This is a genomic window from Fulvimarina endophytica (assembly GCF_003403015.1).
Classification (GTDB): domain Bacteria; phylum Pseudomonadota; class Alphaproteobacteria; order Rhizobiales; family Rhizobiaceae; genus Fulvimarina; species Fulvimarina endophytica.
Window position 1 is genome coordinate 220,217 of the sequence record NZ_QURL01000004.1, and the last position, 22,891, is coordinate 243,107.

18 protein-coding genes are annotated in these 22,891 nt (G+C 66.5%); 16 read left to right on the top strand and 2 right to left on the bottom strand.

Annotated features, from left to right (window positions below):
- The first annotated feature begins 31 nt into the window (after positions 1-31).
- The 13 genes from DYI37_RS10505 to DYI37_RS10565 all read left to right on the top strand — a co-directional run bounded on the left by DYI37_RS10505 (position 32) and on the right by DYI37_RS10565 (position 16,114).
- Positions 32-1,462 carry a di-heme oxidoredictase family protein gene (locus DYI37_RS10505; protein ID WP_199520135.1) on the top strand — a complete coding sequence of 477 codons (1,431 nt, stop codon included), beginning with the start codon at positions 32-34 and terminating at the stop codon, positions 1,460-1,462.
- Positions 1,459-3,165, top strand: coding sequence for an FG-GAP-like repeat-containing protein (locus DYI37_RS10510; protein ID WP_245413869.1), 1,707 nt, complete (start codon positions 1,459-1,461; stop codon positions 3,163-3,165). Before DYI37_RS10505 ends, DYI37_RS10510 begins: the two co-directional genes overlap by 4 nt.
- Before the next feature lie 23 nt (positions 3,166-3,188).
- A complete protein-coding gene (xylA, locus tag DYI37_RS10515; RefSeq protein ID WP_199520136.1) occupies positions 3,189-4,499 on the top strand; it encodes a xylose isomerase in 1,311 nt (436 codons plus the stop codon).
- Positions 4,500-4,604: 105 nt separating this feature from the next.
- Positions 4,605-5,414 carry a DeoR/GlpR family DNA-binding transcription regulator gene (locus tag DYI37_RS10520; protein WP_116683190.1) on the top strand — a complete coding sequence of 270 codons (810 nt, stop codon included), beginning with the start codon at positions 4,605-4,607 and terminating at the stop codon, positions 5,412-5,414.
- 80 nt (positions 5,415-5,494) lie between these two features.
- Positions 5,495-7,000, top strand: coding sequence for a glycerol-3-phosphate dehydrogenase (gene glpD / locus DYI37_RS10525; RefSeq protein WP_116683191.1), 1,506 nt, complete (start codon positions 5,495-5,497; stop codon positions 6,998-7,000).
- A gap of 22 nt (positions 7,001-7,022) precedes the next feature.
- The gene (locus tag DYI37_RS10530; protein WP_116683192.1) at positions 7,023-8,114 is read left to right on the top strand and encodes an ABC transporter ATP-binding protein; all 1,092 of its coding nucleotides are present in this window, start codon (positions 7,023-7,025) and stop codon (positions 8,112-8,114) included.
- Positions 8,115-8,124: 10 nt separating this feature from the next.
- Positions 8,125-9,216 carry an ABC transporter ATP-binding protein gene (locus tag DYI37_RS10535; RefSeq protein ID WP_116683193.1) on the top strand — a complete coding sequence of 364 codons (1,092 nt, stop codon included), beginning with the start codon at positions 8,125-8,127 and terminating at the stop codon, positions 9,214-9,216.
- Positions 9,216-10,103 carry a carbohydrate ABC transporter permease gene (locus DYI37_RS10540; protein ID WP_116683194.1) on the top strand — a complete coding sequence of 296 codons (888 nt, stop codon included), beginning with the start codon at positions 9,216-9,218 and terminating at the stop codon, positions 10,101-10,103. The genes DYI37_RS10535 and DYI37_RS10540 overlap by 1 nt, the downstream gene beginning before the upstream one ends.
- Positions 10,100-11,002, top strand: a complete 903-nt coding sequence (locus DYI37_RS10545; RefSeq protein WP_116683195.1) for a carbohydrate ABC transporter permease — start codon at positions 10,100-10,102, stop codon at positions 11,000-11,002. Before DYI37_RS10540 ends, DYI37_RS10545 begins: the two co-directional genes overlap by 4 nt.
- A gap of 41 nt (positions 11,003-11,043) precedes the next feature.
- Complete coding sequence (locus DYI37_RS10550) at positions 11,044-11,328, top strand: DUF2160 domain-containing protein (RefSeq protein ID WP_116683196.1); 285 nt, start codon at positions 11,044-11,046, stop codon at positions 11,326-11,328.
- A 159-nt stretch (positions 11,329-11,487) separates the two neighbouring features.
- Entirely contained in the window at positions 11,488-13,275 is a 1,788-nt protein-coding gene (locus tag DYI37_RS10555) for an ABC transporter substrate-binding protein (protein ID WP_116683493.1), read from the top strand.
- 94 nt (positions 13,276-13,369) lie between these two features.
- On the top strand, positions 13,370-14,857 hold the full coding sequence (gene glpK, locus DYI37_RS10560; RefSeq protein ID WP_116683197.1) for a glycerol kinase GlpK: 1,488 nt from the start codon (positions 13,370-13,372) through the stop codon (positions 14,855-14,857).
- Positions 14,858-15,043: 186 nt separating this feature from the next.
- Positions 15,044-16,114, top strand: coding sequence for an MBL fold metallo-hydrolase (locus DYI37_RS10565; protein WP_116683494.1), 1,071 nt, complete (start codon positions 15,044-15,046; stop codon positions 16,112-16,114).
- A 42-nt stretch (positions 16,115-16,156) separates the two neighbouring features.
- On the opposite strand, the gene DYI37_RS10570 is transcribed toward DYI37_RS10565, so the two are convergent.
- Positions 16,157-16,765 carry a LysE/ArgO family amino acid transporter gene (locus tag DYI37_RS10570; RefSeq protein WP_199520137.1) on the bottom strand — a complete coding sequence of 203 codons (609 nt, stop codon included), beginning with the start codon at positions 16,763-16,765 and terminating at the stop codon, positions 16,157-16,159.
- A 141-nt stretch (positions 16,766-16,906) separates the two neighbouring features.
- Here DYI37_RS10570 and DYI37_RS10575 point away from each other — a divergent pair, with 141 nt between their 5' ends.
- Both DYI37_RS10575 and DYI37_RS10580 read left to right on the top strand, forming a co-directional pair.
- Complete coding sequence (locus DYI37_RS10575; protein ID WP_116683496.1) at positions 16,907-17,809, top strand: LysR family transcriptional regulator ArgP; 903 nt, start codon at positions 16,907-16,909, stop codon at positions 17,807-17,809.
- A 227-nt stretch (positions 17,810-18,036) separates the two neighbouring features.
- On the top strand, positions 18,037-19,413 hold the full coding sequence (locus tag DYI37_RS10580) for a GntP family permease (RefSeq protein ID WP_116683198.1): 1,377 nt from the start codon (positions 18,037-18,039) through the stop codon (positions 19,411-19,413).
- 26 nt (positions 19,414-19,439) lie between these two features.
- On the opposite strand, the gene DYI37_RS10585 is transcribed toward DYI37_RS10580, so the two are convergent.
- Positions 19,440-20,216: a hydroxypyruvate isomerase family protein gene (locus DYI37_RS10585; protein ID WP_116683199.1), complete on the bottom strand. Its 777-nt coding sequence runs from the start codon at positions 20,214-20,216 to the stop codon at positions 19,440-19,442.
- Between the two features lie 306 nt (positions 20,217-20,522).
- Here DYI37_RS10585 and DYI37_RS10590 point away from each other — a divergent pair, with 306 nt between their 5' ends.
- The gene (locus DYI37_RS10590; protein WP_116683200.1) at positions 20,523-22,874 is read left to right on the top strand and encodes an EAL domain-containing protein; all 2,352 of its coding nucleotides are present in this window, start codon (positions 20,523-20,525) and stop codon (positions 22,872-22,874) included.
- Positions 22,875-22,891: the final 17 nt, after the last annotated feature.

Sequence of the window (22,891 nt, forward strand, 5' to 3'; positions counted from 1 at the left end):
CCGAACGAGATCTCGCTCAAGGGGCGCATTCATGCTCCGGCTTGCCGCGGGCGCCTGCCTCGCCTCCTGCATCATGGCTGTATCGCCCGGCGCCTCTTCGGCAGAGATGGAGCGGCCGGCCTGGTCGGAACATGCCGTCAAGCACCGCATCGATCAGGACAGGCTTGCCGGAACGCTCGATGCAGACGCGCTCCAGACCCTGATCGCGGCCGGCCGCGACCTCTTCGAGGCCCGCTTCACCACGCTCGACGGGGCGGGCCGGCCCCATTCCACCCAGGCGATCATTCCGACCCGGCACCGAAGGCCCGCCGAGCACGGCTTCCAGCGGCTCGCGGGGCCCGATGCGAACGCCTGCTCCTCCTGTCACAACGAGCCGGCGACCGGCGGCGCGGGCGGCTTCGTCGGAAACGTCTTCGTTTCGGAGGGCTTCGAGAGCGCCGATTTCGATACGATCGATCCGCAGTTCTCCAACGAGCGCGGCACCAATCACCTGTTCGGCTCGGGCCTCGTCGAGCTTCTCGCCCGCGAGATGACGGCCGATCTCAAAGCCCAGCGCACCGAAGCGCTGAAGGCGGCGCGCGCATCGGGCGAACCGGTCGCGGCGCCGCTCGCCTCCAAGGGCGTCTCCTTCGGATCGATTACCGCGCTTCCCGACGGCTCGGTCGATTTCTCCGAGCTCGACGGGATCGATCCCGATCTGGTCTTGCGGCCCTTCAGCCAGAAGGGCGTGATGACCTCGCTGCGCCAGTTCACGGTGAACACGCTGAATTCCCATCACGGCATGCAGGCCTCCGAGCGCTTCGGCGCCCGCTGGACGGGAACCGGCGATTTCGACGGCGACGGCATGGCCGACGAGATCGGCCCGGGCGAGGTCTCGGCCATGGTCGCGTTCCAGGCGAGCCTTCCCGCGCCGCTGGAAACGGCGCCCGAAGACCCGGAGTGGCGGAAGGCGGCGAAGGCGGGCCGCGCGGTGTTCGCCGATCTTGGCTGCGCCACCTGCCACAAGCCCTCCCTGCCCCTCGACAGCCTCGCCTTCGCCGATCCGGGCCCCGTCGATACGGCCGGCACGCTGCGGACGCAGGATGTCGCAGAACCCGCGATCTACGATCTCGGCCTTCTGGAATGGGCGAAGGCCCTGCCGCGCGACGAGAAGGGCCGCGTCCTCGTGCCCTTGTTCGGCGATCTCAAGCGCCACCGGATCGCCGATCAGGCGAGCCCGCGCTTCGGCAACGAGACGCTCGCCCAGCGCTTCGTCGAGCGCGACGTCTTCATGACCGCCGAACTCTGGGGCCTCGCCGATACCGCACCCTACGGCCATCGCGGCGACGTGACGACGCTCGACGAGGCGATCCTCGCCCATGGCGGCGATGCGAAGGCGAGCGCCACGGCCTATCGCAAGCTGCCCGAAGAGGAACGCTCGGCCCTCGTCGCTTGGCTGAAGACGCTGAAGGTGGAGCCATGAACGCGGCACTGAGACGGATGCGCGGGCGCGGACGGCGCCCCCTCTGCCGCATCGCCGGATCGCTCGCCGCCCTGCTCGGCCTCGCATCCGCCGCCCTCGCCCAGTCCGAAGCGGGCAGCCCGTCGGCCGTCTTCGGCGCCGATACGCCCCTCTTCGTCGAGGAGGCCGAGGCGGCGGGCATTCTCCACAGCTATGACGGGCCCTGGGAGTTCTTCGTGGGCGGCGGCGGCGCGGCCTTCGATTGCGACGGCGACCGCAGGCAGGACGTCTTTCTCGCCGGCGGCAAGAATGCGGGCACGCTCTATCGCAACCTCTCCGAGACGGGCGGGAGTCTCGCCTTCGAGGCCGTCGACGATATCGGCATCGAGAAGGCCGATCTCGAAAACGTCACCGGCGCCTATGCGCTCGACATCGATCAGGACGGGCGGCAGGATCTCGTTCTCCTGAGGGTCGGCGCCAATCTCGTTCTCAGGGGCCTCGATGCCTGCCGGTTCGAGGACGCGACGCGGGCCTGGAACATCGAGCCGGGGCGCGAATGGACGACGGCCTTCTCCGCGACCTTCGAGCCCGGCAACCGCTTCCCGACGCTCGCCTTCGGCAATTACGTCGACCGTTCAGCGCCCGGCTCGCCCTGGGGCACCTGTTCCGACAATCTCCTGATGCGCCCGGCGAAGGGCGCCGAGACGCCCGACTATTCGGAGCCCCAGAAGCTCTCTCCGGGTTACTGCGCGCTCTCGATGCTTTTTACCGACTGGAACCGCACCGGCGAGCCGGCGCTGCGCATCACCAATGACCGGCAATATTATCGCGGCGGTGAGGAGCAGCTCTGGCGCGTGGAGCCCGGCCGGCCCGCCCGCCCCTATCGCAAGGCCGATGGCTGGCAGCATCTGTCCATCTGGGGAATGGGCATCGCCGAGGCCGATCTCGACGGCGACGGCTGGCCGGAATACGCGCTCACCTCCATGGGCGATACCAAGCTTCAGGTGCTCGACCGGGAAATCGAGGACCTGCCCGCCTATCGTGACGAGGCCTATGATCGCGGCGCGACCGCTCACCGGCCCTATGACGGGGACGAGGGCAAGCCGTCCACCGGCTGGCATGCCGAGTTCGCCGACTTCAACAACGACATGAACCTCGATCTCTTCATCGCGAAGGGCAATGTGGAGGCGATGCCGGATTTCGCCGCCTTCGACCCCGACAATCTGCTGATGGGCGGCTTCGACGGAATATTCACCGAACGCGGCAGGGAGGCTGGCCTTGCCCGGCACACCAAGGGGCGCGGCGCGCTCGTCGCCGATTTCAATCTCGACGGCGCGCTCGATCTCCTCGTCGTCAATCGCGGCGGCCCCGCAAGCCTCTTCCGCAATACCGGCGCGATCGCGCCGCACGGCACGCGCCCGCTCGGCAACTTCCTTCAGGTGGCGCTGAAACAGACCGGCGAGAACGTCGACGCCATCGGCGCCAGGCTCGCGATCCGGGTCGGCACGAAGACGCTGATGCGCACGGTCCATGTCGGCGGAGGCCACGCCTCGGGCACCAGCGGCTTCGTCCATCTCGGTCTCGGCGTCGGCGAGCGGGCGCAGATCCGCGTCCAGTGGCCGGACGGCGAATGGAGCCACCCCTACCGCGTCTTCGCCGACACCTTCGTCCTCATCGATCGCGGTGCTGACGAGGCCCGCTACTGGTACCCCGCCACCCCCTGACTTCACCCCACGCAACAGGACCCATGATGACCGATTTCTTCGGCGATATCGCCCCGATCCGCTATGAAGGCCCCGACAGCCGCAACGAGTTCGCGTTCCGCCACTACGACGCGGATGCCGTGATCGCCGGCAAGACCATGCGCGAGCACCTGCGCTTCGCGGTCGCCTACTGGCATTCCTTCGCCTGGGAGGGCGGCGACCCGTTCGGCGGGCGCACCTTCGATCGTCCGTGGTATCCGCAGGATACGATGGAGGCGATGCGCGTGAAGGCCGATGCGGCCTTCGAGATGTTCCGCATTCTCGGCGCGCCCTATTTCTGCTGGCACGACCTCGACGTGCGCCCCGAAGGCGCGAGCTTCGCGGAAAGCCGCGACCGGCTCTTCGAATGGGTCGATTACGTCCAGCCGAAGATGAAAGAGACCGGCGTGAAGTGCCTCTGGGGCACTGCCAACATGTTCACCCACAAGCGCTTCATGTCGGGCGCAGCGACCAATCCGGACCCGGACGTCTTCGCCTATGCCGCCGCGACCGTGAAGAGCTGCATCGACGCCACGCACCGGCTCGGCGGCGAGAACTACGTGTTGTGGGGCGGGCGCGAAGGCTACGAGACGCTGCTCAACACCGATATGGGCCGCGAGCGCCAGCATTACGGTCGCTTCCTGCAGATGGTCGTCGAATACGCGAAGAAGATCGGATTTGCCGGCACGATCCTGATCGAGCCCAAGCCCCAGGAGCCGTCCAAGCACCAGTACGACTACGATGTCGGCACGATATACGGCTTCCTGAAGGATTTCGGCCTCGAGGGCGAGGTCAAGCTCAATATCGAGCAGGGCCATGCGATTCTCGCCGGCCATTCCTTCGAGCACGAGCTGCATCTCGCCCGCCAGCTCGGCATTCTCGGCTCGATCGACATGAACCGCAACGACTACCAGTCCGGCTGGGACACCGACCAGTTCCCGAACAACGTGCCGGAGGTGGCGCTCGCCTATTACGAGATCCTGAAGAATGGGGGCTTGGGCACCGGCGGCACGAATTTCGACGCCAAGGTTCGCCGCCAGTCGATCGACCCGGAGGACCTGATCCTCTCCCATGTGGGCGGCATGGATGTCTGCGCGGCGGGTCTGAAGGCTGCCGCTGCGATGCTTAAGGACGGCGAACTCGAAAAGGCGCTCACCGAGCGCTATGCGGGCTGGGACGGCGAGGCCGCGAAGACCATGCTCTCCGGCGACCTCGAACAGGCGGCCGCCCGCGTCGAGGCCGAGAATCTCGACCCCCAGCCGCGCTCGGGCCGTCAGGAGCGGCTTGAAAACCTCGTCAATCGCTATGTCGGCTGAGTGATGAAGGCCTGCCGGGCTCGTCCCGGCAGGCCGACCCGTTCTCCCACGCACTTGCGCTTGGCTTTCGCTTTCGTCAAAACCGAAAGCGGGGAGGACCATACCATGCTGACGGATCGCCAGAGCGAGATCCTCGAAACCGTGAAACGGACCGGACGCGTCTCGGTCGACGGTCTCGCCGCCCATTTCCAGGTCTCGGTTCAAACGATCCGCAAGGACCTCAACGATCTGTGCCAGCGCCGGCTGCTCTCGCGCATCCATGGCGGCGCGGTTCTTTCCTCCTCCCTCGAAAACGTGGGCTATGATGCGAGGCGCCTCATCGCGGTGGAGGAGAAGAACGCGATCGGGCGCGCCGTCGCCGATCTCATCCCCGACGCCTCCTCCCTCTTCGTCAATATCGGCACGACCACGGAAGCCGTCGCGCAGGCGCTCCTCAATCGCGGCGAGCTGATGATCATCACCAACAATATCAACGTCGCCAGCCTCATGCGGCCCTATCCGGAGATCGAGGTCGTCATCGCGGGCGGCGTCGTGCGGCGCTCGGATGGCGGCATCGTCGGCGAAACCGCCGTCGACTTCATCCGGCAGTTCAAGGTGGATTATGCGGTCATCGGCGCCTCGGCGATCGACCTCGACGGCTCGCTCCTCGACTACGACTATCGTGAGGTGCGCGTGACCCAGGCCATCATGGAGAACGCCCGGCACGTGATTCTCGCCGCCGACGCCTCGAAATTCGAGCGCTCGGCGCCCGTGCGCGTCGGGCATCTCTCCCAGGTCGACGTCTTCGTCACGGATCATGCGCCGAAGGCGATCGAAGCGGTCTGCGCCGAGGGCGAGACCCGTCTCGTCGAAACCAATCACCGGGACGATACGGCGATCCACAGCCGGGACGAAGCGGATCGAAATTTCGCTTGACGCTCGCTTTTCTTTCGTTTTACCTTCCCTTTCAACGAAGACATGATCTTCGAGGGGTGCCCGATCGTGGTGGGGAGGCCATGGCGGACTACGACATCTTCATCATTGGCGGCGGAATCAACGGTTGCGGCATCGCGCGCGATGCGGCCGGACGCGGGTTTTCCGTCGGCCTTGCCGAGATGAACGATCTCGCCTCCGGGACGTCCTCCTGGTCGACGAAGCTCATCCATGGCGGCTTGCGCTATCTCGAGCACTACGAGTTCGGTCTCGTGCGTCACGCCCTGCAGGAGCGCGAGAAGCTCTGGGCCATCGCCCCGCACATCATCCGGCCGCTACGCTTCATCCTGCCCCATCACGAAGGGCTTCGCCCCGCCTTCATCCTCAGGATCGGCCTCTTCCTCTACGACCATATCGGCGGCCGCAAGAAGCTGAAGAAGACGGTCAGCGTCGATCTGTCGAAGGATCCGCTGGGCGCCCCCCTGAAGGACGAGTTTCGCAAGGGTTTCGAATATTCCGACGCACGGGTCGACGATGCGCGGCTCGTGGTGCTGAACGCCCGGGACGCGGCCGAGCGCGGCGCCGACATCATGGTTCGCACCAAGGTCGTCGAGGCGAGGCGCGAGGGCATGATCTGGCATGTCACGCTGGAGAACCGCAGCACCGGCGCGCGGCGGAGCGTGACGGCGAAAGCCCTCGTCAACATGGGCGGCCCCTGGGTCGACGACGTCATTCGCGGCGCCATCGGCCGCAACGAGGCGAACCATATCCGCCTCGTCCAGGGCTCGCATATCGTCACGAAGAAGCTCTACGATCACGACCGCGCCTATATCTTCCAGAACGCCGACGGGCGGATCATCTTCACGATCCCCTACGAGGACGATTTCACGCTGGTCGGCACCACCGACGAGGATTACGAAGGCGATCCCTCGAAGGTTTCGATCTCGGAGGCCGAGACGCGCTATCTCCTCGACGCCGCGAGCGAATATCTGAAGCGCACAGTGACGCGGGACGACATCGTCTGGACCTATTCCGGCGTGCGGCCGCTGTTCGACGACGGCGCCTCGAAGGCGCAGGAGACCACCCGCGACTACGTGCTGAAGGTGGAAGCGCAGAAGGGCGAGGCGCCCCTCGTCAATGGCTTCGGCGGCAAGATCACCACCTATCGCGTCCTGTCCGAGGAAGTGCTCGGCCTGATCGAGGACAAGTTGCGCGTGTCCAAGCCCAAATGGACGGCGGACGAGCCGCTGCCGGGCGGCGATTTTCCGGTGGACGGCGTCGCCGATCTCGAAAGACGGATCGGCAAAGCCGCACCTTCGCTCGGCGAGCGCACGGTGCGGCGCCTGGTGCGCTCCTACGGCACCGATGCGCTGACGATCGTCGGGTCCGGCACGCTCGGCCGCGATTTCGGCCACGGCCTCTTCCAATCGGAGGTCGACTGGATGATCGAACGGGAATGGGCCAGGGACGCCGAGGACGTCCTGTGGCGGCGCTCCAAGCTGGGCCTGCGCTTCTCCAGGGAGGAGGCGGCCGCGCTGGAGACTTATGTGGGCGAAAAGACAGAAGGCATGAGGGAAGCCGCCGAATAGCGGCCTTCGGGAGGAGAATTCAGTGCTTGAACTGAAGAGCGTCGGCAAGAGCGTCGGCGGGGAGACGCATATACGCGACGTATCGCTGGAGCTGACGCGCGGCAGTCTCAACGTGCTGCTCGGGCCGACGCTCTCGGGCAAGACGAGCCTGATGCGCCTGATGGCGGGCCTCGACGCGCCGACCAGCGGCACCATCGTCATGGACGGCAAGGACGTGACGGGCGTTCCCGTGCGCCAGCGCAATGTCGCGATGGTCTACCAGCAGTTCATCAACTACCCCGCCCTCACCGTCTACGAGAACATCGCCTCGCCGCTGCGCATCCAGAAGCGCCCGAAGGCCGAGATCGACGAGAAGGTGCGCAAGGCCGCGGCGCTGATGAAGCTGACGGACTTTCTCGACCGCACCCCGCTGAACCTGTCGGGCGGCCAGCAGCAGCGCACGGCGCTCGCCCGCGCGCTCGTCAAGGATGCCGAACTCGTCCTCCTCGACGAGCCGCTCGCCAATCTCGACTACAAGCTGCGCGAGGAGTTGCGCGAGGAATTGCCCAAGCTCTTCGCCGAGACCGGCGCGATCTTCGTCTATGCGACGACGGAGCCCCACGAAGCGCTGCTTCTGGGCGGGCGCACGGCGACGCTTTCGGAAGGCCGGATCACTCAGTTCGGCGAGACGGCCGAGGTCTACCGCGAGCCGCGCGACATCGTCACCGCGCGCACCTTCTCCGATCCGCCCCTCAACATACTCCCCGTCGAAAAGCGCGACGAGGAGTTCCACGGCCGGGAGGGCCTGCGCTTCCGCGCCTCGGACGGGCAGCGCAGCCTTCCCGACGGGAGCTACAAGATCGGCATCAGGCCCCATCACCTGAGCTTCGGCACGTCCGAGGCCTCGGACGGCCTTGCCCATCTCGACGCGGTGATCGCCATTTCCGAAGTCACCGGGTCGCAGAGCTTCATCCATGCCGATCGCGGCGAGAACCGCATCGTCGCGCTCGTCCACGGCGTGCGCCGCGTGGAGCCGGGCGACCGGATCCAGCTGAGCTTCGACCCGGCGAACTGCCTCGTCTTCGGCGAGGACGGCCAGACGGCCGCGGCCGCAACGCGCCCGCTCGCGGCCTGAGGAGAACGACATGGCCCGCATCCGCCTCGATCATATCCGCCACGCCTATACGCCCGAACTCGCGCGTGCCGGCAATTTCGCCCTCAACAATATCGATACCGCCTTCGAGGATGGTGGCGCCTATGCGCTGCTCGGCCCCTCGGGCTGCGGCAAGACCACCCTTCTCAACATCATTTCCGGCCTCCTGACGCCCTCGGAAGGACATGTCTATTTCGACCGGACGGATGTGACGCTGCTGACGCCGGAGGCGAGGAACATCGCCCAGGTGTTCCAGTTCCCTGTGATCTACGACACGATGACGGTCGCCGAAAACCTCGCCTTTCCCCTGAAGAACCGGAAGGTCGAGGCGCGCGAGATCGAGCGGCGCGTCGCCGACATGCTGAAGCGCATCGGCCTTGCGGACAAGGCGGGGCGCAAGGCGCGCGGCCTGACGGCGGACGAGAAGCAGAAGATCTCGCTCGGCCGGGGCCTCGTGCGCTCGGACGTCAACGCGATCCTTTTCGACGAGCCGCTGACGGTGATCGATCCGCACATGAAATGGCAGCTGCGCTCGGAGCTGAAGCAGCTGCACCGCGAATTCGAGATGACCATGGTCTACGTCACCCACGACCAGACCGAGGCCCTCACCTTCGCCGACAAGGTGGTCGTCATGTATGACGGCGAGGTGGTCCAGATCGGCACGCCCGAAGAGCTCTTTGAGCGGCCCCAGCATACCTTCGTCGGCTACTTCATCGGCTCGCCGGGCATGAACGTCCTGCCCTGCCGCATCGAGGGCGGCGAGGCGATCGTGGCGGGCGAGCGGGTGGCGCTTCCCGGCCATTCGGGCGAGCGGCGCTCCGAGAAGACCGAACTCGGCATCCGGCCCGAATTCGTCGGCGTCGTCGAGCGCGGCCAGCCGGGCGCGATGCCGGTGACGATCGAGAAGGTCGAGGATATCGGCTCCGAGCGGATCGTTCGGGCGCGGCTCGGCGGCGAACGGGTGACGGCGATCGTGCGCGAGGGCGCGTCCGTGCCGGGGGACGCGGCCGTCACCTTCGATCCGAACGCGCTCAACCTTTACGAAAACTCGCGCCTCGTCGCGCGCTCGGGGGGCGCTGCCTGATGGAAAAGACCTGGAACAACAAGGCCTGGTTCTTCGTCACCCCGGTCCTCGTTCTCGTCGCGATCTCGGCCGTCATCCCGCTGATGACCGTGGTGAACTACGCCTTTCAGGACACCTTCGGAAACAACGCCTTCTTCTGGGCCGGCACGTCCTGGTTCGAGGAGGTGCTGACCTCCGAACGGTTCCACAGCGCGCTCGTGCGCAACCTGATCTTCTCGGGCATCATCCTCGCGATCGAGGTGCCGCTCGGCATCCTCGTCGCGCTGGCTATGCCCCGCAAGGGCTTCTGGGTCCCGGTCTGCCTCGTCTTGATGGCGCTGCCGCTCCTCATTCCGTGGAACGTCGTCGGCACGATCTGGCAGGTCTTCGCGCGCACCGATATCGGCCTTCTCGGCGCCACCGTCTCCGGCCTCGGCATCGACTACAACTACGTGCAGAACCCGCTCGACGCCTGGATCACCGTCGTCGTGATGGATGTCTGGCACTGGACGAGCCTCGTCGTGCTGCTCTGCTATGCCGGCCTCGTCTCGATCCCGGACGCCTATTACCAGGCCGCCAAGATCGACGGCGCCTCGCGCTGGGCGGTGTTCCGCTACATCCAGCTGCCGAAGATGGGCCGCGTCCTGCTCATCGCCGTGCTTTTGCGCTTCATGGACAGTTTCATGATCTACACCGAGCCCTTCGTCGTCACCGGCGGCGGCCCCGGCAATTCGACGACCTTCCTGTCGATCGACCTCGTGAAGCTCGCGATCGGGCAGTTCAATCTCGGGGAAGCGGCGGCGATGAGCCTGATCTACTTCCTGATCATCCTCACCCTCTCCTACGTGTTCTACACCGTCATGACCAATGTGGGTGTGGAGAAGCCCCAGAAAGGCGGTGACGCATGACCGCGACCGATGTGCGCCTGGCCGACGAAGGCTCCGCCAACACCGATCTCGTGCGTTCGGAAGACGCCCTGAAGGCGCGGGCGCGCCAGAAGGCGGGCGGGTTCAAGCCGAAGGCGCTGATCCCGATCCTCTACATCATCTTCCTGCTCCTGCCGATCTACTGGCTCGTCAATATGAGCTTCAAGACGAACCAGGAGATTTTGTCCGGCGCGACGCTGATCCCGAACGATCCGACCCTGCGCAACTATCAGGTGATCTTCAACGATCCCTCCTGGTACATGGGCTATGTGGATTCGCTGATCTACGTGCTGATGAACATGGTGATCTCGGTCGCCGTCGCCCTGCCGGCCGCCTATGCCTTCTCGCGCTACAAGTTCCTCGGCGACAAGCACCTGTTCTTCTGGCTCCTGACCAACCGCATGGCCCCGCCCGCGGTCTTCGCCCTGCCCTTCTTCCAGCTCTATTCGGCCTTCGGCCTCATCGACACCCACATCGCCGTCGCCCTCGCCCACTGCCTGTTCAACGTGCCGCTGGCGGTCTGGATTCTTGAAGGCTTCATGTCGGGCGTGCCGAAGGAGATCGACGAGACCGCCTATATCGACGGCTATTCCTTCCCGAAGTTCTTCTTCAAGATCTTCACGCCGCTGATCGCCTCCGGCATCGGTGTCGCCGCCTTCTTCTGCTTCATGTTCTCCTGGGTCGAACTGCTTCTCGCCCGCACCCTGACGGTGACCGACGCCAAGCCGATCTCGGCGATCATGACCCGCACGGTCTCGGCCTCCGGTCTCGATTGGGGCGTCCTTGCCGCGGCCGGCGCGCTGACGATCATTCCCGGCGCGATCGTGATCTGGTTCGTGCGCAACTACATCGCCAAGGGCTTCGCCCTGGGGAGGGTGTGAGGAATGTACCGCCTTCGTAATCCAACCGATCGGAGCGTTCGATGATCGATCTGTCCTGGATGGCCTGGACCTGGCCGACGGCGATCTTCTTCGTCGTCATCTTCTCCATGATCGCCCTGATGGGCGTGTGGGAATACGTCTCGCCCGGCGGCGCGCCGAGGGTCGGCATCTTCCGCTTCGAGACGACGCGCGGCGATCGCCTGTTCGTCTCGCTGCTCGGCTCCGCCTTCATCTGCCTCGGTTGGCTGTATTTCACCGACCTGTCGCTCTGGTACGCGCTCATCGTCTGCGCGGCCTTTTTCATCCTGGTCTTCAAAACCGTTTAGACCAGCCAGACCGAAGGGTGTCCGCGTCGGCCGAAGGGCGCGGAGGGACGGCACCCCAAACAAAACGACTCGGCCTCAAGGGAGGAAATCGTGAAAAAGCACATCCTACTCGGAACGGTGGCGGCGCTCGCCATCACCGCATCGCCCGCCTTCGCGGACATGGAGGCGGCCAAATCGTTCCTCGACAACGAGATCGGCGATCTGTCGACGCTGTCGCGCGCCGATCAGGAAAAGGAAATGCAGTGGTTCATCGATGCGGCCAAGCCCTTCCAGGGCATGGATATCCGCGTCGTCTCCGAAACGATCACGACGCATGAATACGAATCCAAGGTCCTTGCCCCGGCCTTCGAGAAGATCACCGGCATCAAGGTCACCCACGACCTCATCGGCGAAGGCGACGTCGTCGAGAAGCTGCAGACGCAGATGCAGTCGGGCGAGAACATCTACGACGCCTATGTCAACGATTCCGATCTCATCGGCACCCACTGGCGCTATCAGCAGACGCGCAACCTGACCGACTGGATGGAAGGCGAAGGCGCCGACGTCACCAATCCGATGCTCGACATCGACGACTATATCGGCACCGAATTCACGACCGCGCCGGACGGCAAGCTCTACATGCTGCCCGACCAGCAGTTCGCCAACCTCTACTGGTTCCGCTACGACTGGTTCAACGACGAGAAGAACAAGGCCGACTTCCGCGAGAAGTACGGCTACGAGCTCGGTGTGCCGGTCAACTGGTCGGCCTATGAGGATATCGCCGAGTTCTTCACCGGCCGCGAGATCGACGGCAAGAAGGTCTACGGCCATATGGATTATGGCAAGAAGGACCCCTCGCTCGGCTGGCGCTTCACCGATGCCTGGCTCTCCATGGCCGGCAATGGCGACAAGGGCCTGCCGAACGGCCTGCCCGTCGACGAATGGGGCATCCGCGTCAACGACAAGTCCCAGCCGACCGGCTCCTGCGTCGCGCGCGGCGGCGACACCAACGGCCCGGCCGCCGTCTACGCCATCCAGAAATATCTCGACTGGATGAAGGCCCATGCGCCGGCTTCGGCCCAGGGCATGACCTTCTCCGAGAGCGGCCCGGTCCCGGCCCAGGGCGAGATCGCCCAGCAGATCTTCTGGTACACCGCCTTCACCGCCGACATGGTCAAGGACGGCCTGCCGGTCGTGAACGAGGACGGCACGCCGAAATGGCGCATGGCCCCCTCGCCCCACGGCGTCTACTGGGTCGACGGCATGAAGCTCGGCTATCAGGACGTGGGCTCCTGGCTCCTCATGGACTCCACCCCGGTCGACCGGGCGAAGGCCGCCTGGCTCTACGCCCAGTTCGTCGGCTCCAAGACCGTCGACGTGAAGAAGAGCCACGAGGGCCTGACCTTCACCCGCGAATCCACGATCCGCGACAAGTCCTTCACCGAGCGTGCGCCCAAGCTCGGCGGTCTCATCGAGTTCTACCGGTCGCCGGCGCGCGTCCAGTGGTCCCCGACGGGCACCAACGTGCCGGATTATCCCAAGCTCGCCCAGCTCTGGTGGCAGGCGATCGGTGATGCGGCTTCCGGTGCCAAGACCCCGCAGGAGGCGATGGACACGCTCTGCGCCGATCAGGAAGCCATCATGGCGCGGCTCGAGCGGGCCGGCATCCAGGGCGAGTACGGCCCGGTGCTGAACGAAGAGCACGACATGGAGTACTGGGTCGAGCAGGCCAAGGAGAACGGCAATCTCGCACCCCAGCCCAAGAAGGAAAACGAGAAGGAACAGCCCCAGACGGTGTCCTATGACGAGCTGGTGAAGAGCTGGGCGGATTCGGAGGCGGCCGCGCCCCAGGACGGCGGCCAGACCCCGCCGACCGGCGGCGATGCCGTCAGCGGCCAGGATTCGGCCTCCGCCGGCTCCTCCACCGAGGCCCAGCCCGCCTCGGCTTCCGGTTCGAGCGCCCAGTAAGGCGGCAGAACCCCCGCGAGCATCGCTCGAAACGATCGGAAGAGCCGGGTTCGCCCGGCTCTTCGTCTGTTCATTCTGTACGAGAGGAACCGTCATGTCGGGCTACGTTCTCGCAATCGACCAGGGCACGACATCGAGCCGGGCGATCGTCTTCGACGACCATTTTCGCATCGTCGGGATCGGTCAGAAGGAGTTTCCCCAGCATTTCCCCCGCTCCGGCTGGGTCGAGCACGACCCCGAGGACATCTGGAACTCGGTCGTCGAGACGATCCGCTCCGCCCTCGCCGACGCGTCCCTCTCGGCCTCCGACATCGCCGCGATCGGCATCACCAACCAGCGCGAGACCGTCGTCGTCTGGGACCGGGCGAGCGGCAAGCCGATCCACAACGCGGTCGTCTGGCAGGATCGCCGGACCTCGGACATCTGCCGGCGCCTGCGCGAGGACGGGGCGGAAGAGCTTCTCATCGAGAAGACCGGCCTTCTCGTCGACCCCTATTTCTCGGGCACCAAGATCGCCTGGATCCTCGATCATGTGGAGGGCGCGCGGGCCCGGGCCGAGAACGGCGACCTCGCCTTCGGCACGATCGATTCCTTTCTTCTCTGGCGTCTGACGGGCGGCAAGGTCCATGCGACCGATACCACCAATGCCTGCCGGACCCAGCTCTTCGACATCAGCCGGCACGAATGGGACGAGGAGCTTCTGAAGCTTCTGAACGTTCCGGCCGCCCTTCTCCCCGAGGTGAAGGATTGCGACGCCGATTTCGGCACGACCGACGGCTCGCTCTTCGGGGCTGCGATCCCGATCCGGGGCATCGCGGGCGACCAGCATGCCGCCACCCTCGGCCAGGCCTGCTTCTCGCCCGGAATGCTCAAATCCACCTATGGCACCGGCTGCTTCGCCGTCCTCAACACGGGCGAGACGAAGGTCCGCTCGACGAGCCGGCTTCTGACGACGATCGCCTATCGCCTTTCGGGCAAGACCAGCTATGCCCTCGAAGGCTCGATCTTCGTCGCCGGGGCCGCCGTCCAGTGGCTGCGCGACGGGCTGGGCCTCGTCGACCGCGCGGAAGAGACCGGACCGATGGCCGCGAGCGCCGACGACGATGAGGACGTGGTCATGGTCCCGGCCTTTACCGGCCTCGGCGCGCCTTGGTGGAACGCCGATGCCCGCGGCGCGATCTACGGGCTCACGCGAAAGTCGGGGCCGAAGGAGATCGCCCGCGCCGCGCTCGAGGCGACCTGCTTCCAGACGGCGGATCTCCTGCGCGCCATGAGAACAGATTTCGCGGAAGCCTCCGATACGATCCTGCGCGTCGATGGCGGCATGGTCGCCTCCGACTGGACGATGCAGCGCCTCGCCGATCTTCTCGACGCACCCGTCGACCGGCCGGTCGTCCTGGAGACGACGGCGCTCGGCGCGGCCTGGCTTGCAGGTCACGCGGCCGGCGTCTGGCCGGGCCAGGAGGGCTTCGGCGCGCGCTGGAAGCTGGAGCGCCGGTTCGAGCCCCAGATGTCGGCGGTCGAGCGCGGCGCCCGGCTGACACTCTGGGAGAACGCGATCAAGCGAACGCTCGCGGCCTGACGCCGTCAGCCCGAGCCTGAGCCAAAGCCCAAATCACGACAGACGCAAACGCAAACGTGAAGACGCGGCCTGCCGCAAACCCGGCATTTGCGGGGGTCCACAGGGGTCCTGCGGCCCCGCTTCGCATCGACTTGGCGATGGGCTTGTCATAAGCGGGTCGGGTCGATGGCGAAACGGATGCGGGCGATGAACCGGCGAAGTGCTTTGAAGATCCTCGGTCTGTCGGGCGTCGCGCTCGGCGCCAGTCTGACGGCGAGCCGGGCCTTCGGCGGCAATCCCTATTACGAGGGTCCGGTCAGCGACCATTTCGACGGCCACACCTTCTTCAATCCGGGCGGCGAGGAGCCTTCCGGCTTTCTCGACCTTCTGCGATGGAAGCTTGGCGAGGACAGCGCCGAATGGCCCGAACGCTGGCCGCAGCCGCCCCTGACGGCGCCCGACGCGCCGGCGCGCGTAACCGGCGAGGCGCTGCGCGTGACGATGGTCGGCCATGCGACGATGCTGATCCAGGTCTCCGGCGTGAACATCCTCACCGATCCGGTGTTCTCCGAGCGCGCCTCGCCGGTCAGCTTCGCGGGTCCGCGCCGGGTGAGCCCGCCGGGGATCGCCTTCGAGGACCTTCCGCTGATCGATCTGGTCCTCGTCAGCCACAATCATTACGATCATCTCGATCTCGACACGCTGGCGCGGCTCGCCCATCGCGACAATCCGCTGGTCGTCACGCCCCTCGGCAACGACACGATCATCCGCGAGCGGGCGCCGGGCATGCGGATCGTCGCGCAGGACTGGGGCGACGTCCACGAAGCCGGCCCCTTGCGCATTCACAGCGAGCCGGCCCATCACTGGTCGGCGCGGGGCGTCACCGATCGGCGCATGGCGCTGTGGTCGTCCTTCCTGATCGAGGGCCCGGCGGGCCGCATCTACCACGTGGGCGATACGGGCTATCACGGCGGCCGCAACTATCGCGACGCCCGCGCGCGCCACGGTCCCGTCCGCCTCGCCATCCTGCCGATCGGCGCCTACGATCCGCGATGGTTCATGAGCCCTCACCACCAGGACCCCGAGGAGGCCGTCATGGGCTTCCAGCTTCTGGACGCGGCCTATGGCATCGGCCACCACTGGGCGACGTTCCAGCTGACGAACGAGCCGATCACCGAGCCGCGCGATGCCCTCTACACCGCGCTCCACCAGCGCGGCATCGATCGTGCGCGGTTCCGGCCTCTCCTCGCCGGCGAGAGCTTCGACGTTCCGGGCTGATCGGAGCGCTCCGGTTCCGCGCGATCCGGCCGGCCCCGGCCCTCAGATCGCGCCGGCGAGAAGCTTGGCCGCGATCGCCCACATCAGAAGTCCGATCGCGACGTCGAGCACGCGCCAGGCCGACGGCCGGGCAAAGACCGGCCGCAACAGGATCGCCCCGTAGCCGAGCGCGAAGAAAAAGGTGAAGGACGCGGTGATCGCGCCGAGGGCGAAGGCCGCCTCCCGTCCCGGAAAGCCCGTCGAGACGGCTCCGAGGAAGACGACCGTATCGAGATAGACATGCGGGTTCAGCCATGTCAGCGCGAGGCAGACGCCGAGGGCGGCCGGCAGGCTGGTTCGGATCTCGCCGCTCGGCGAAAGGGCGCTGGACGATGTCGCCGCGCTGTAGAAGCTGCGGGCGCCGTAGGCGAGGAGAAACGCCGCGCCGCCGACGAGGAGGACCGGCTCCAGCCATGCGGCCATATCGGTGAGGACGCGGAAGCCCGCCACCCCGAAGGTGATGAGGATCGCATCGGAAAGGGCGCAGGTCAGGCAGATCGCCGCCACATGCTCGCCCCGGATGCCCTGGCGCAGCACGAAGGCGTTCTGGGCGCCGATCGCGAGAATGAGGGTGAGCCCGACACCGAAGCCGGAGGCGAATGCGATCATCATGGGTCCCTCTTCCGGCCCGCCCTTGTGGATAGGCGCCGGATTAGGCCAGATGCGAGATGAAGAAAAACGAATAGACTTCACCCTGCATGAGCTGAATTCATGCGGGGTGAAGCCAAGGCCGGCGACAAGCGGAGACGCGGAATGATCGACTATCCCGCATTCGAGGCCGTGTTCGCCATCGATCAGGAAGGCTCCTTCGAGCGTGCAGCACGCCGCCTCGGCGTCACGCCTTCGGCGATCTCCCACCGGGTCCGCTCGCTGGAGGAGCGGATCGGCGCGATCGTTCTCGTGCGCGGCTCGCCCTGTCGCGCGACCGAGGCGGGCCGGCGCATCTGCCGGCACATGGAGCGCCTGCGGCTCATCGAGGCCGATCTCGCCGCCACAGATCCGGCGGCGGTCGGAGGCGGCGGCCCGCGCCGCGCCACCGTGCGGATCGTCGTCAATTCCGACAGCCTCGCGACCTGGCTGATGCCCGCGCTCGCAACGATCGCGGGCAGGCCCGACCGGCTCCTCGACATCGCCATCGAGGATCAGGATCACGCGCGCGACTGGCTGGAGCGGGGCGAGACCGATGCGGCGGTGACGGCGAGCCCGAAACCGGCCGCCGCATGCGACGTCCACCCCCTCGGCGCGCTTCGTTACCGGGCGACCGCGAGCCCGGATTTCGTCGCCGCGCATTTTCCCGGCGGGGTGACCCGGGAAGCGCTCGCCAAGGCGCCCTGCCTCGTCTTCAACCGGAAAGACGCCCTTCAGGATCGCTGGATGGACGATCGCTTCGCCGCAAGGCTCCAGCCGCCGTCCCACCGGCTTCCCTCCACCACGGGCTTCGTCGAGGCCTCCTTGAGCGGGATCGGCTGGGGCCTGAATCCGGAGCCGCTGGTCGCCGGCCATCTCGCCTCCGGCGCGCTCGTCGAGCTCGTTCCCGGCACCCCGGTCGACACCGATCTCTACTGGCAGGTGAGCCGGTCGACTGCCTTCCTGCTCGAAGATCTCACCCGTGCGATCCGGGCCGCCGCGCGGGCCGCGCTGTTCCAGACCACCTGAGCATCCGCGAGGGGGCAGCGACGGACGGGAGATCGCCACGAGCCCGGTTCTCGCGACTGAATCGGATCCGATCTGGCATTCTTGCCACGTCATTCCGCGCGAATTTCTCGCGAGCGCAGGGTGCGAGCGGACATTCGAGGGCCACTTTTTCTGATCCCGCCCTAGCTGGAGCGGATGGGCCGCGTCGGGAGGCGTCGTCAGACCCATGCATACTCGGGAGGCCCCACGTGTCCGGAATCATCTTGATCGCTCTGCTCGTCGCGGCGATCGCGTTCATCGTCTTCGGAACGGCGAAGCTGAAGATCCATCCCTTTCTCGTTCTGCTCGTCGCGGCGATCGGCTTCGGCCTCTTCGCAGGCCTCGGAGCCGATGCGACGATCGCGGCCATCGTCTCCGGCTTCGGCGGAACCCTCGGCGGGATCGGCATCATCATCGCAGCCGGCACCATCATCGGCATGATCCTCGAGCGCTCGGGCGGTGCGCAGGTGATGGCCGAGGCGATCATCAGGCTGATCGGCAAGGCGCGATCGGCCATGGCGATGAGCATCACCGGCGCGGTCGTCTCCATTCCGGTCTTCTGCGATTCGGGTTTCGTGATCCTCTCGCCCCTCGCCCGTTCGCTCGCGGCAAAGGCCAAGGGCTCGATGGTGACCTATGCCCTCGCCCTCGCGATGGGACTTCTGGCGACCCATGTCTTCGTTCCGCCGACGCCCGGCCCGATCGCGGGAGCCCAGGAACTGGGCGCTGATATCGGCCTCGTCATCGTCCTCGGCATCGTCGTCACGCTTCCGGTGCTGGTCGCGACCTATCTCTACGCCGTCTTCCAGGGCAATCGCCATTACATCGATCCCGAACGGGTCTCGATCGGGGGGTCCGAGGCCGGATCCGAGCCCGTCACCGAGGATGAGCCGACCGCCGCACGGTCCTCGAACCGTCCCTCCACATTCGCGGCCTTCCTCCCGATCGCCCTGCCGATCGTGCTCATCGCCCTGAATTCGATCGCGGCGACGGAGGCGGCCCCCTTCGGAGACGGGATCGTCACCACGACGCTGACCTTTCTCGGCAATCCCAACATCGCGCTTCTGGCCGGCGTCTTCATCGCCTTCTACGTGACGGCGCAGACGCGCGGGCAGGCCGTGACCCAGGATGCCGTCCAGCGCGCCCTGAGCGTCGCCGGCCCGATCATCCTCATCACCGGCGCGGGCGGAGCGCTCGGCGCGGTCCTGCGCGAGACGCCGGTCACCGATTATCTCGGCCAGAACCTCGCTCTCACCAATCTCGGGATCTTCCTCCCCTTCCTTCTCGCCTTCGCCATCAAGACGGCCCAGGGGTCCTCGACGGTCGCCATCGTCACCACGGCCGCGATCATCGCGCCGCTCACCGGCTCGCTGGGTCTGGAAACCCCGACGGAACTCGCGCTCACGACGCTCGCCATCGGTGCCGGCTCCGCGATGATCTCCCATGCCAATGACAGCTATTTCTGGGTGGTCACCCAGTTCTCCGGCATGACGCCGGCGCAGGGCTACAGGCTGTATTCGACGGCGACGATCGTCGTGGGCACCGTCAGCATGGCGACGATCTTCGTCCTCACGCTCGTCCTGTGATCTGATCGCCTCCGACGGGCCGCCTCTCAGCGAAACGCGGCCATCCAGCCGAGCGTCGCATCCGTCTGTCCCGCCGGCCTGTATTCGGCGCCGAACGGCCCCGTCCAGCCGGCATCGCGGATCGCTGGCAGAAGCCGGTCATAGGCGACTTCGCCCCGGTCCGGCTCTCCCCGATCGGGCACGCCCGCGAACTGCACGTGGCCGATCATCTCGCGCACGTCCCCGAAGCGGCGCAGGAGATTCCCGCCGGTGATCTGGAGATGGTAGCAGTCGAACATGATCTTCAGCTCCGGCCGCCCCACCTGCTCGATCATCGCGGTCGCCCGGTCGAGGCCGACGAGGGCGTAGTCCGGATTGTCGTAAAGGTTCAGCGGCTCGATCAGCGCGATCATGCCCGCCGCCTTCGCGCGGTCGCAGGCATGGCCGAGATTGCGCGCGAAGCTCTCTTCGCATGCGGCCCGCGGCTGGCCCTTCAGAGAGCCGGCCATCACATGGACCGCCTTCGCCCCGATCGCCTCGCCGTAGTCGAAGGCCTCGTCGATCGCCGCGCGGGCCTCCGCCTCCCGGCCCGGCTGGGCCGCAAGGCCGAAATCGCCCTCGCGCGGACCCTTCGCGGTGTTGAGGCCGAGCATCGAAAGCCCCGTCTCCTCAAGAGCGGATCTGACGACGGCGGCCTCCTCCCCATAGGGCCAGTGGCATTCGACCGCGTCGAAGCCCGCAGCCCTCGCCGCCCGGATCGCTTCGGGCAGCGGCCGGTCGCGCCAGAGAAAGCCGAGATTGGCCGAAAGCGCGAAATGTCCCATGCGTATTCCTCCCCCTTCCGGACCCGTCTGGAGTCGGAAAACTGGTCTTCCTCTGGGTCACTCCGCCTTCCGTAACGCCTCGCTCCTGCGGACGCCATCATTCGAGCCTCGATGGCCACGAAACAGGCGCGCGATGGCGTCCCCGCGCATCCATGCCCCGTCCGGGACGCAACCCGAAGGTGAGAAATTCACCAGCGTCGTTAGGACCGCATAAAGTAATACGGACATACGTTTATTTGGAACGGGAATCGCAGTCGCAAGATCGCCTTCGATTTCTTCAGAGGGAGCGGGTTGCCGGCTGACGACATGATGACGGTCCTGGGTTGCATCACTGGACAGCACGATCTGCGGCTCGTCGCCGTGGCTGCGGTGATCTGCACCTTCGGCTCCTGGACCATGGTCCGGCTCTTCGGCCGCGCAGCCGCCGCCGACCGCCGCGAAAGGGCCGCCTGGCTCGTTCTCTCCGCCTTCGTCTCGGGCGCCCTGATCTGGTGCACCCACTTCGTGGCCATGATCGGATACGAACCGGGACTGCCCGTCGGCTTCGATCCCGTCCTGACCATCGTCTCGCTGCTCGTCGCGATGTTCGGATCGGGCATCGGCTTCGCGATCGCGGCGATCAAGGCGCGTGCGGCCCCGATGGTCGGGGGCGCGGTGATCGGGCTGTCGATCACGGTCATGCACTATATCGGAATGTTCGCCTACCGCGTTCAGGGAACCGTGACCTGGGACGGGTCCTATCTCCTCGCATCCATTCTCATCGCGACGGTCTTCGCCGCAGCCGCCTCCCATGTGGCGCTCGGCGGCAGACCGGTGGGTTCGCGTTCCTATCTGGCGACCACGCTCTTCGTCATCGCCATAACCGGGCTCCACTTCACGGGAATGACCGCGTTTCAAGTCTCGCCGATGGCGATCGACGGTCCCTTCGCCGACCCGGACGCACTCACCGCGCTTGCCTTTTCGGTCGCGATCGTCGGGCTGTTCATCGTCGGGTCGGGCTTTGCCACGAGCTTCATCGACGACCAGGCCCGCGCCACCGCCGCCGACGCCCTCGCCAACATGTCGAACGGCCTTGCGATGGTCTCGGCCGACGGCACCGTGACGCTGGTGAACCAGCGGGTCCACAAGCTGTTCGACCTCGGCGAAGGCGAGATCGCGGCCGGCATGTCCCTGACGCGCTATCTCGAGGTCATCGGACGGCGAGCCGGCTGGAGCCGCGAGCGGATCGACCGGCTGCGACACGAGCACGAGACGTGGATCGCCTTCGGGTCGAAGGCCGAGACCGAGCTGGATGTGGGCGGCGGGACGGTGCTCTCCCTCCTCTGCCAGCCCATGGCGCGCGGCGGCGCGATCCTCACCTATGAGGACGTGACGCAGGCACGCCTCGCATTTCGCGATGCCCTGACCGGTCTCGGCAACCGGCGGATGTTCGTGCGCTCGATCGAGGACGCCCTCGCACGGGGGCAGGCGGTGATGCTGATGATCGATCTCGACCGGTTCAAGAGCGTCAACGACAGTCTCGGCCACGGCGCCGGGGACACGCTTCTCAAGGAGGTCTCCGCGCGCATCAGATCACTCCTCCAATCGGGCGAGGAGGCGTTCCGGTTCGGGGGCGACGAGTTCGCGGTCCTCCTGCCCGAGCCCGGCGAGCGGGCCGGGGCGCTTGCCGCCGATATCGTCGCGGCCGTCTCGCGCCGGTTCCAGATCGAGGCGAACCTCGTCGATATCGCGTGCAGCATCGGCATCGCCGAGGCCGCACCGCAGGACGATGCGCCGCGTCTGGAGGGAAAGGCCGACCTTGCGCTCTACGCCGCCAAGAACGGCGGTCGGAACCGGTTCGAGACCTATCGCGAGAGCATGCAGGAGGCGAAGGCCGAGAAGCAGCTTCTCGAACACGAACTGGCGCAGGCTGTCGCCTGCGGCCAGTTCGAACTCCACTATCAGCCGATCCTGAATCTGCCGGGCCGAACGCTCGGCGGATTCGAGGCGCTCCTGCGCTGGCGTCATCCCCAGCATGGCCTCATGTCCCCGGACGACTTCGCCTTCGCGGCCGAAAGCTGCGGCCTCTGGCCGGCGATCGGGGGCTTTGCCATCGATGCGGTCTGCCGGCAGGCCGCCGCCTGGCCTGACGAGATCGCCCTGTGGATCGACGTCTCTCCCGCCCATCTGAGATCCGGCACCCTGACGGCCCATCTGACGCGGGCGATCGCCCGGTATCGCATCCGGCCATCCCGGATCGGGATCGAGATCGCCCAGTCCGCGTTGATCGAGGCCGATCCGGAGATGACCGAGACACTCGCCAGTCTGCGCGCCTTCGGCATTCGCGTGATGCTCGACGGGTTCGGCGTCGGCGCCTTCTCGCCCGCATATCTGCGCAGGCTCGGACTGGACGGGGTGAAGATCGATCCCGGTTTCTTCGCCTGCGGCCAGGGCGACGGCGATGCCGATCCGATCGTCCGGGCGTTCCTCGCCATGAACCGGGAACTCGGCATCGCGACCGCGGCCGGCGGCGTTCTGGAGGAAAGCCAGCTCCAGACGCTGATCGAAGCCGGCTGCGTCAGAGCCCAGGGCGATCGCTTCTGCGCCCCGCTCGAGGCCGGGGAAGCCGACGCGTATCTGGAGGCGGCGCTTCGGCGCAAGGAGTTCCAGGCGGCGTGAGGACGCCTCGCTGGCCG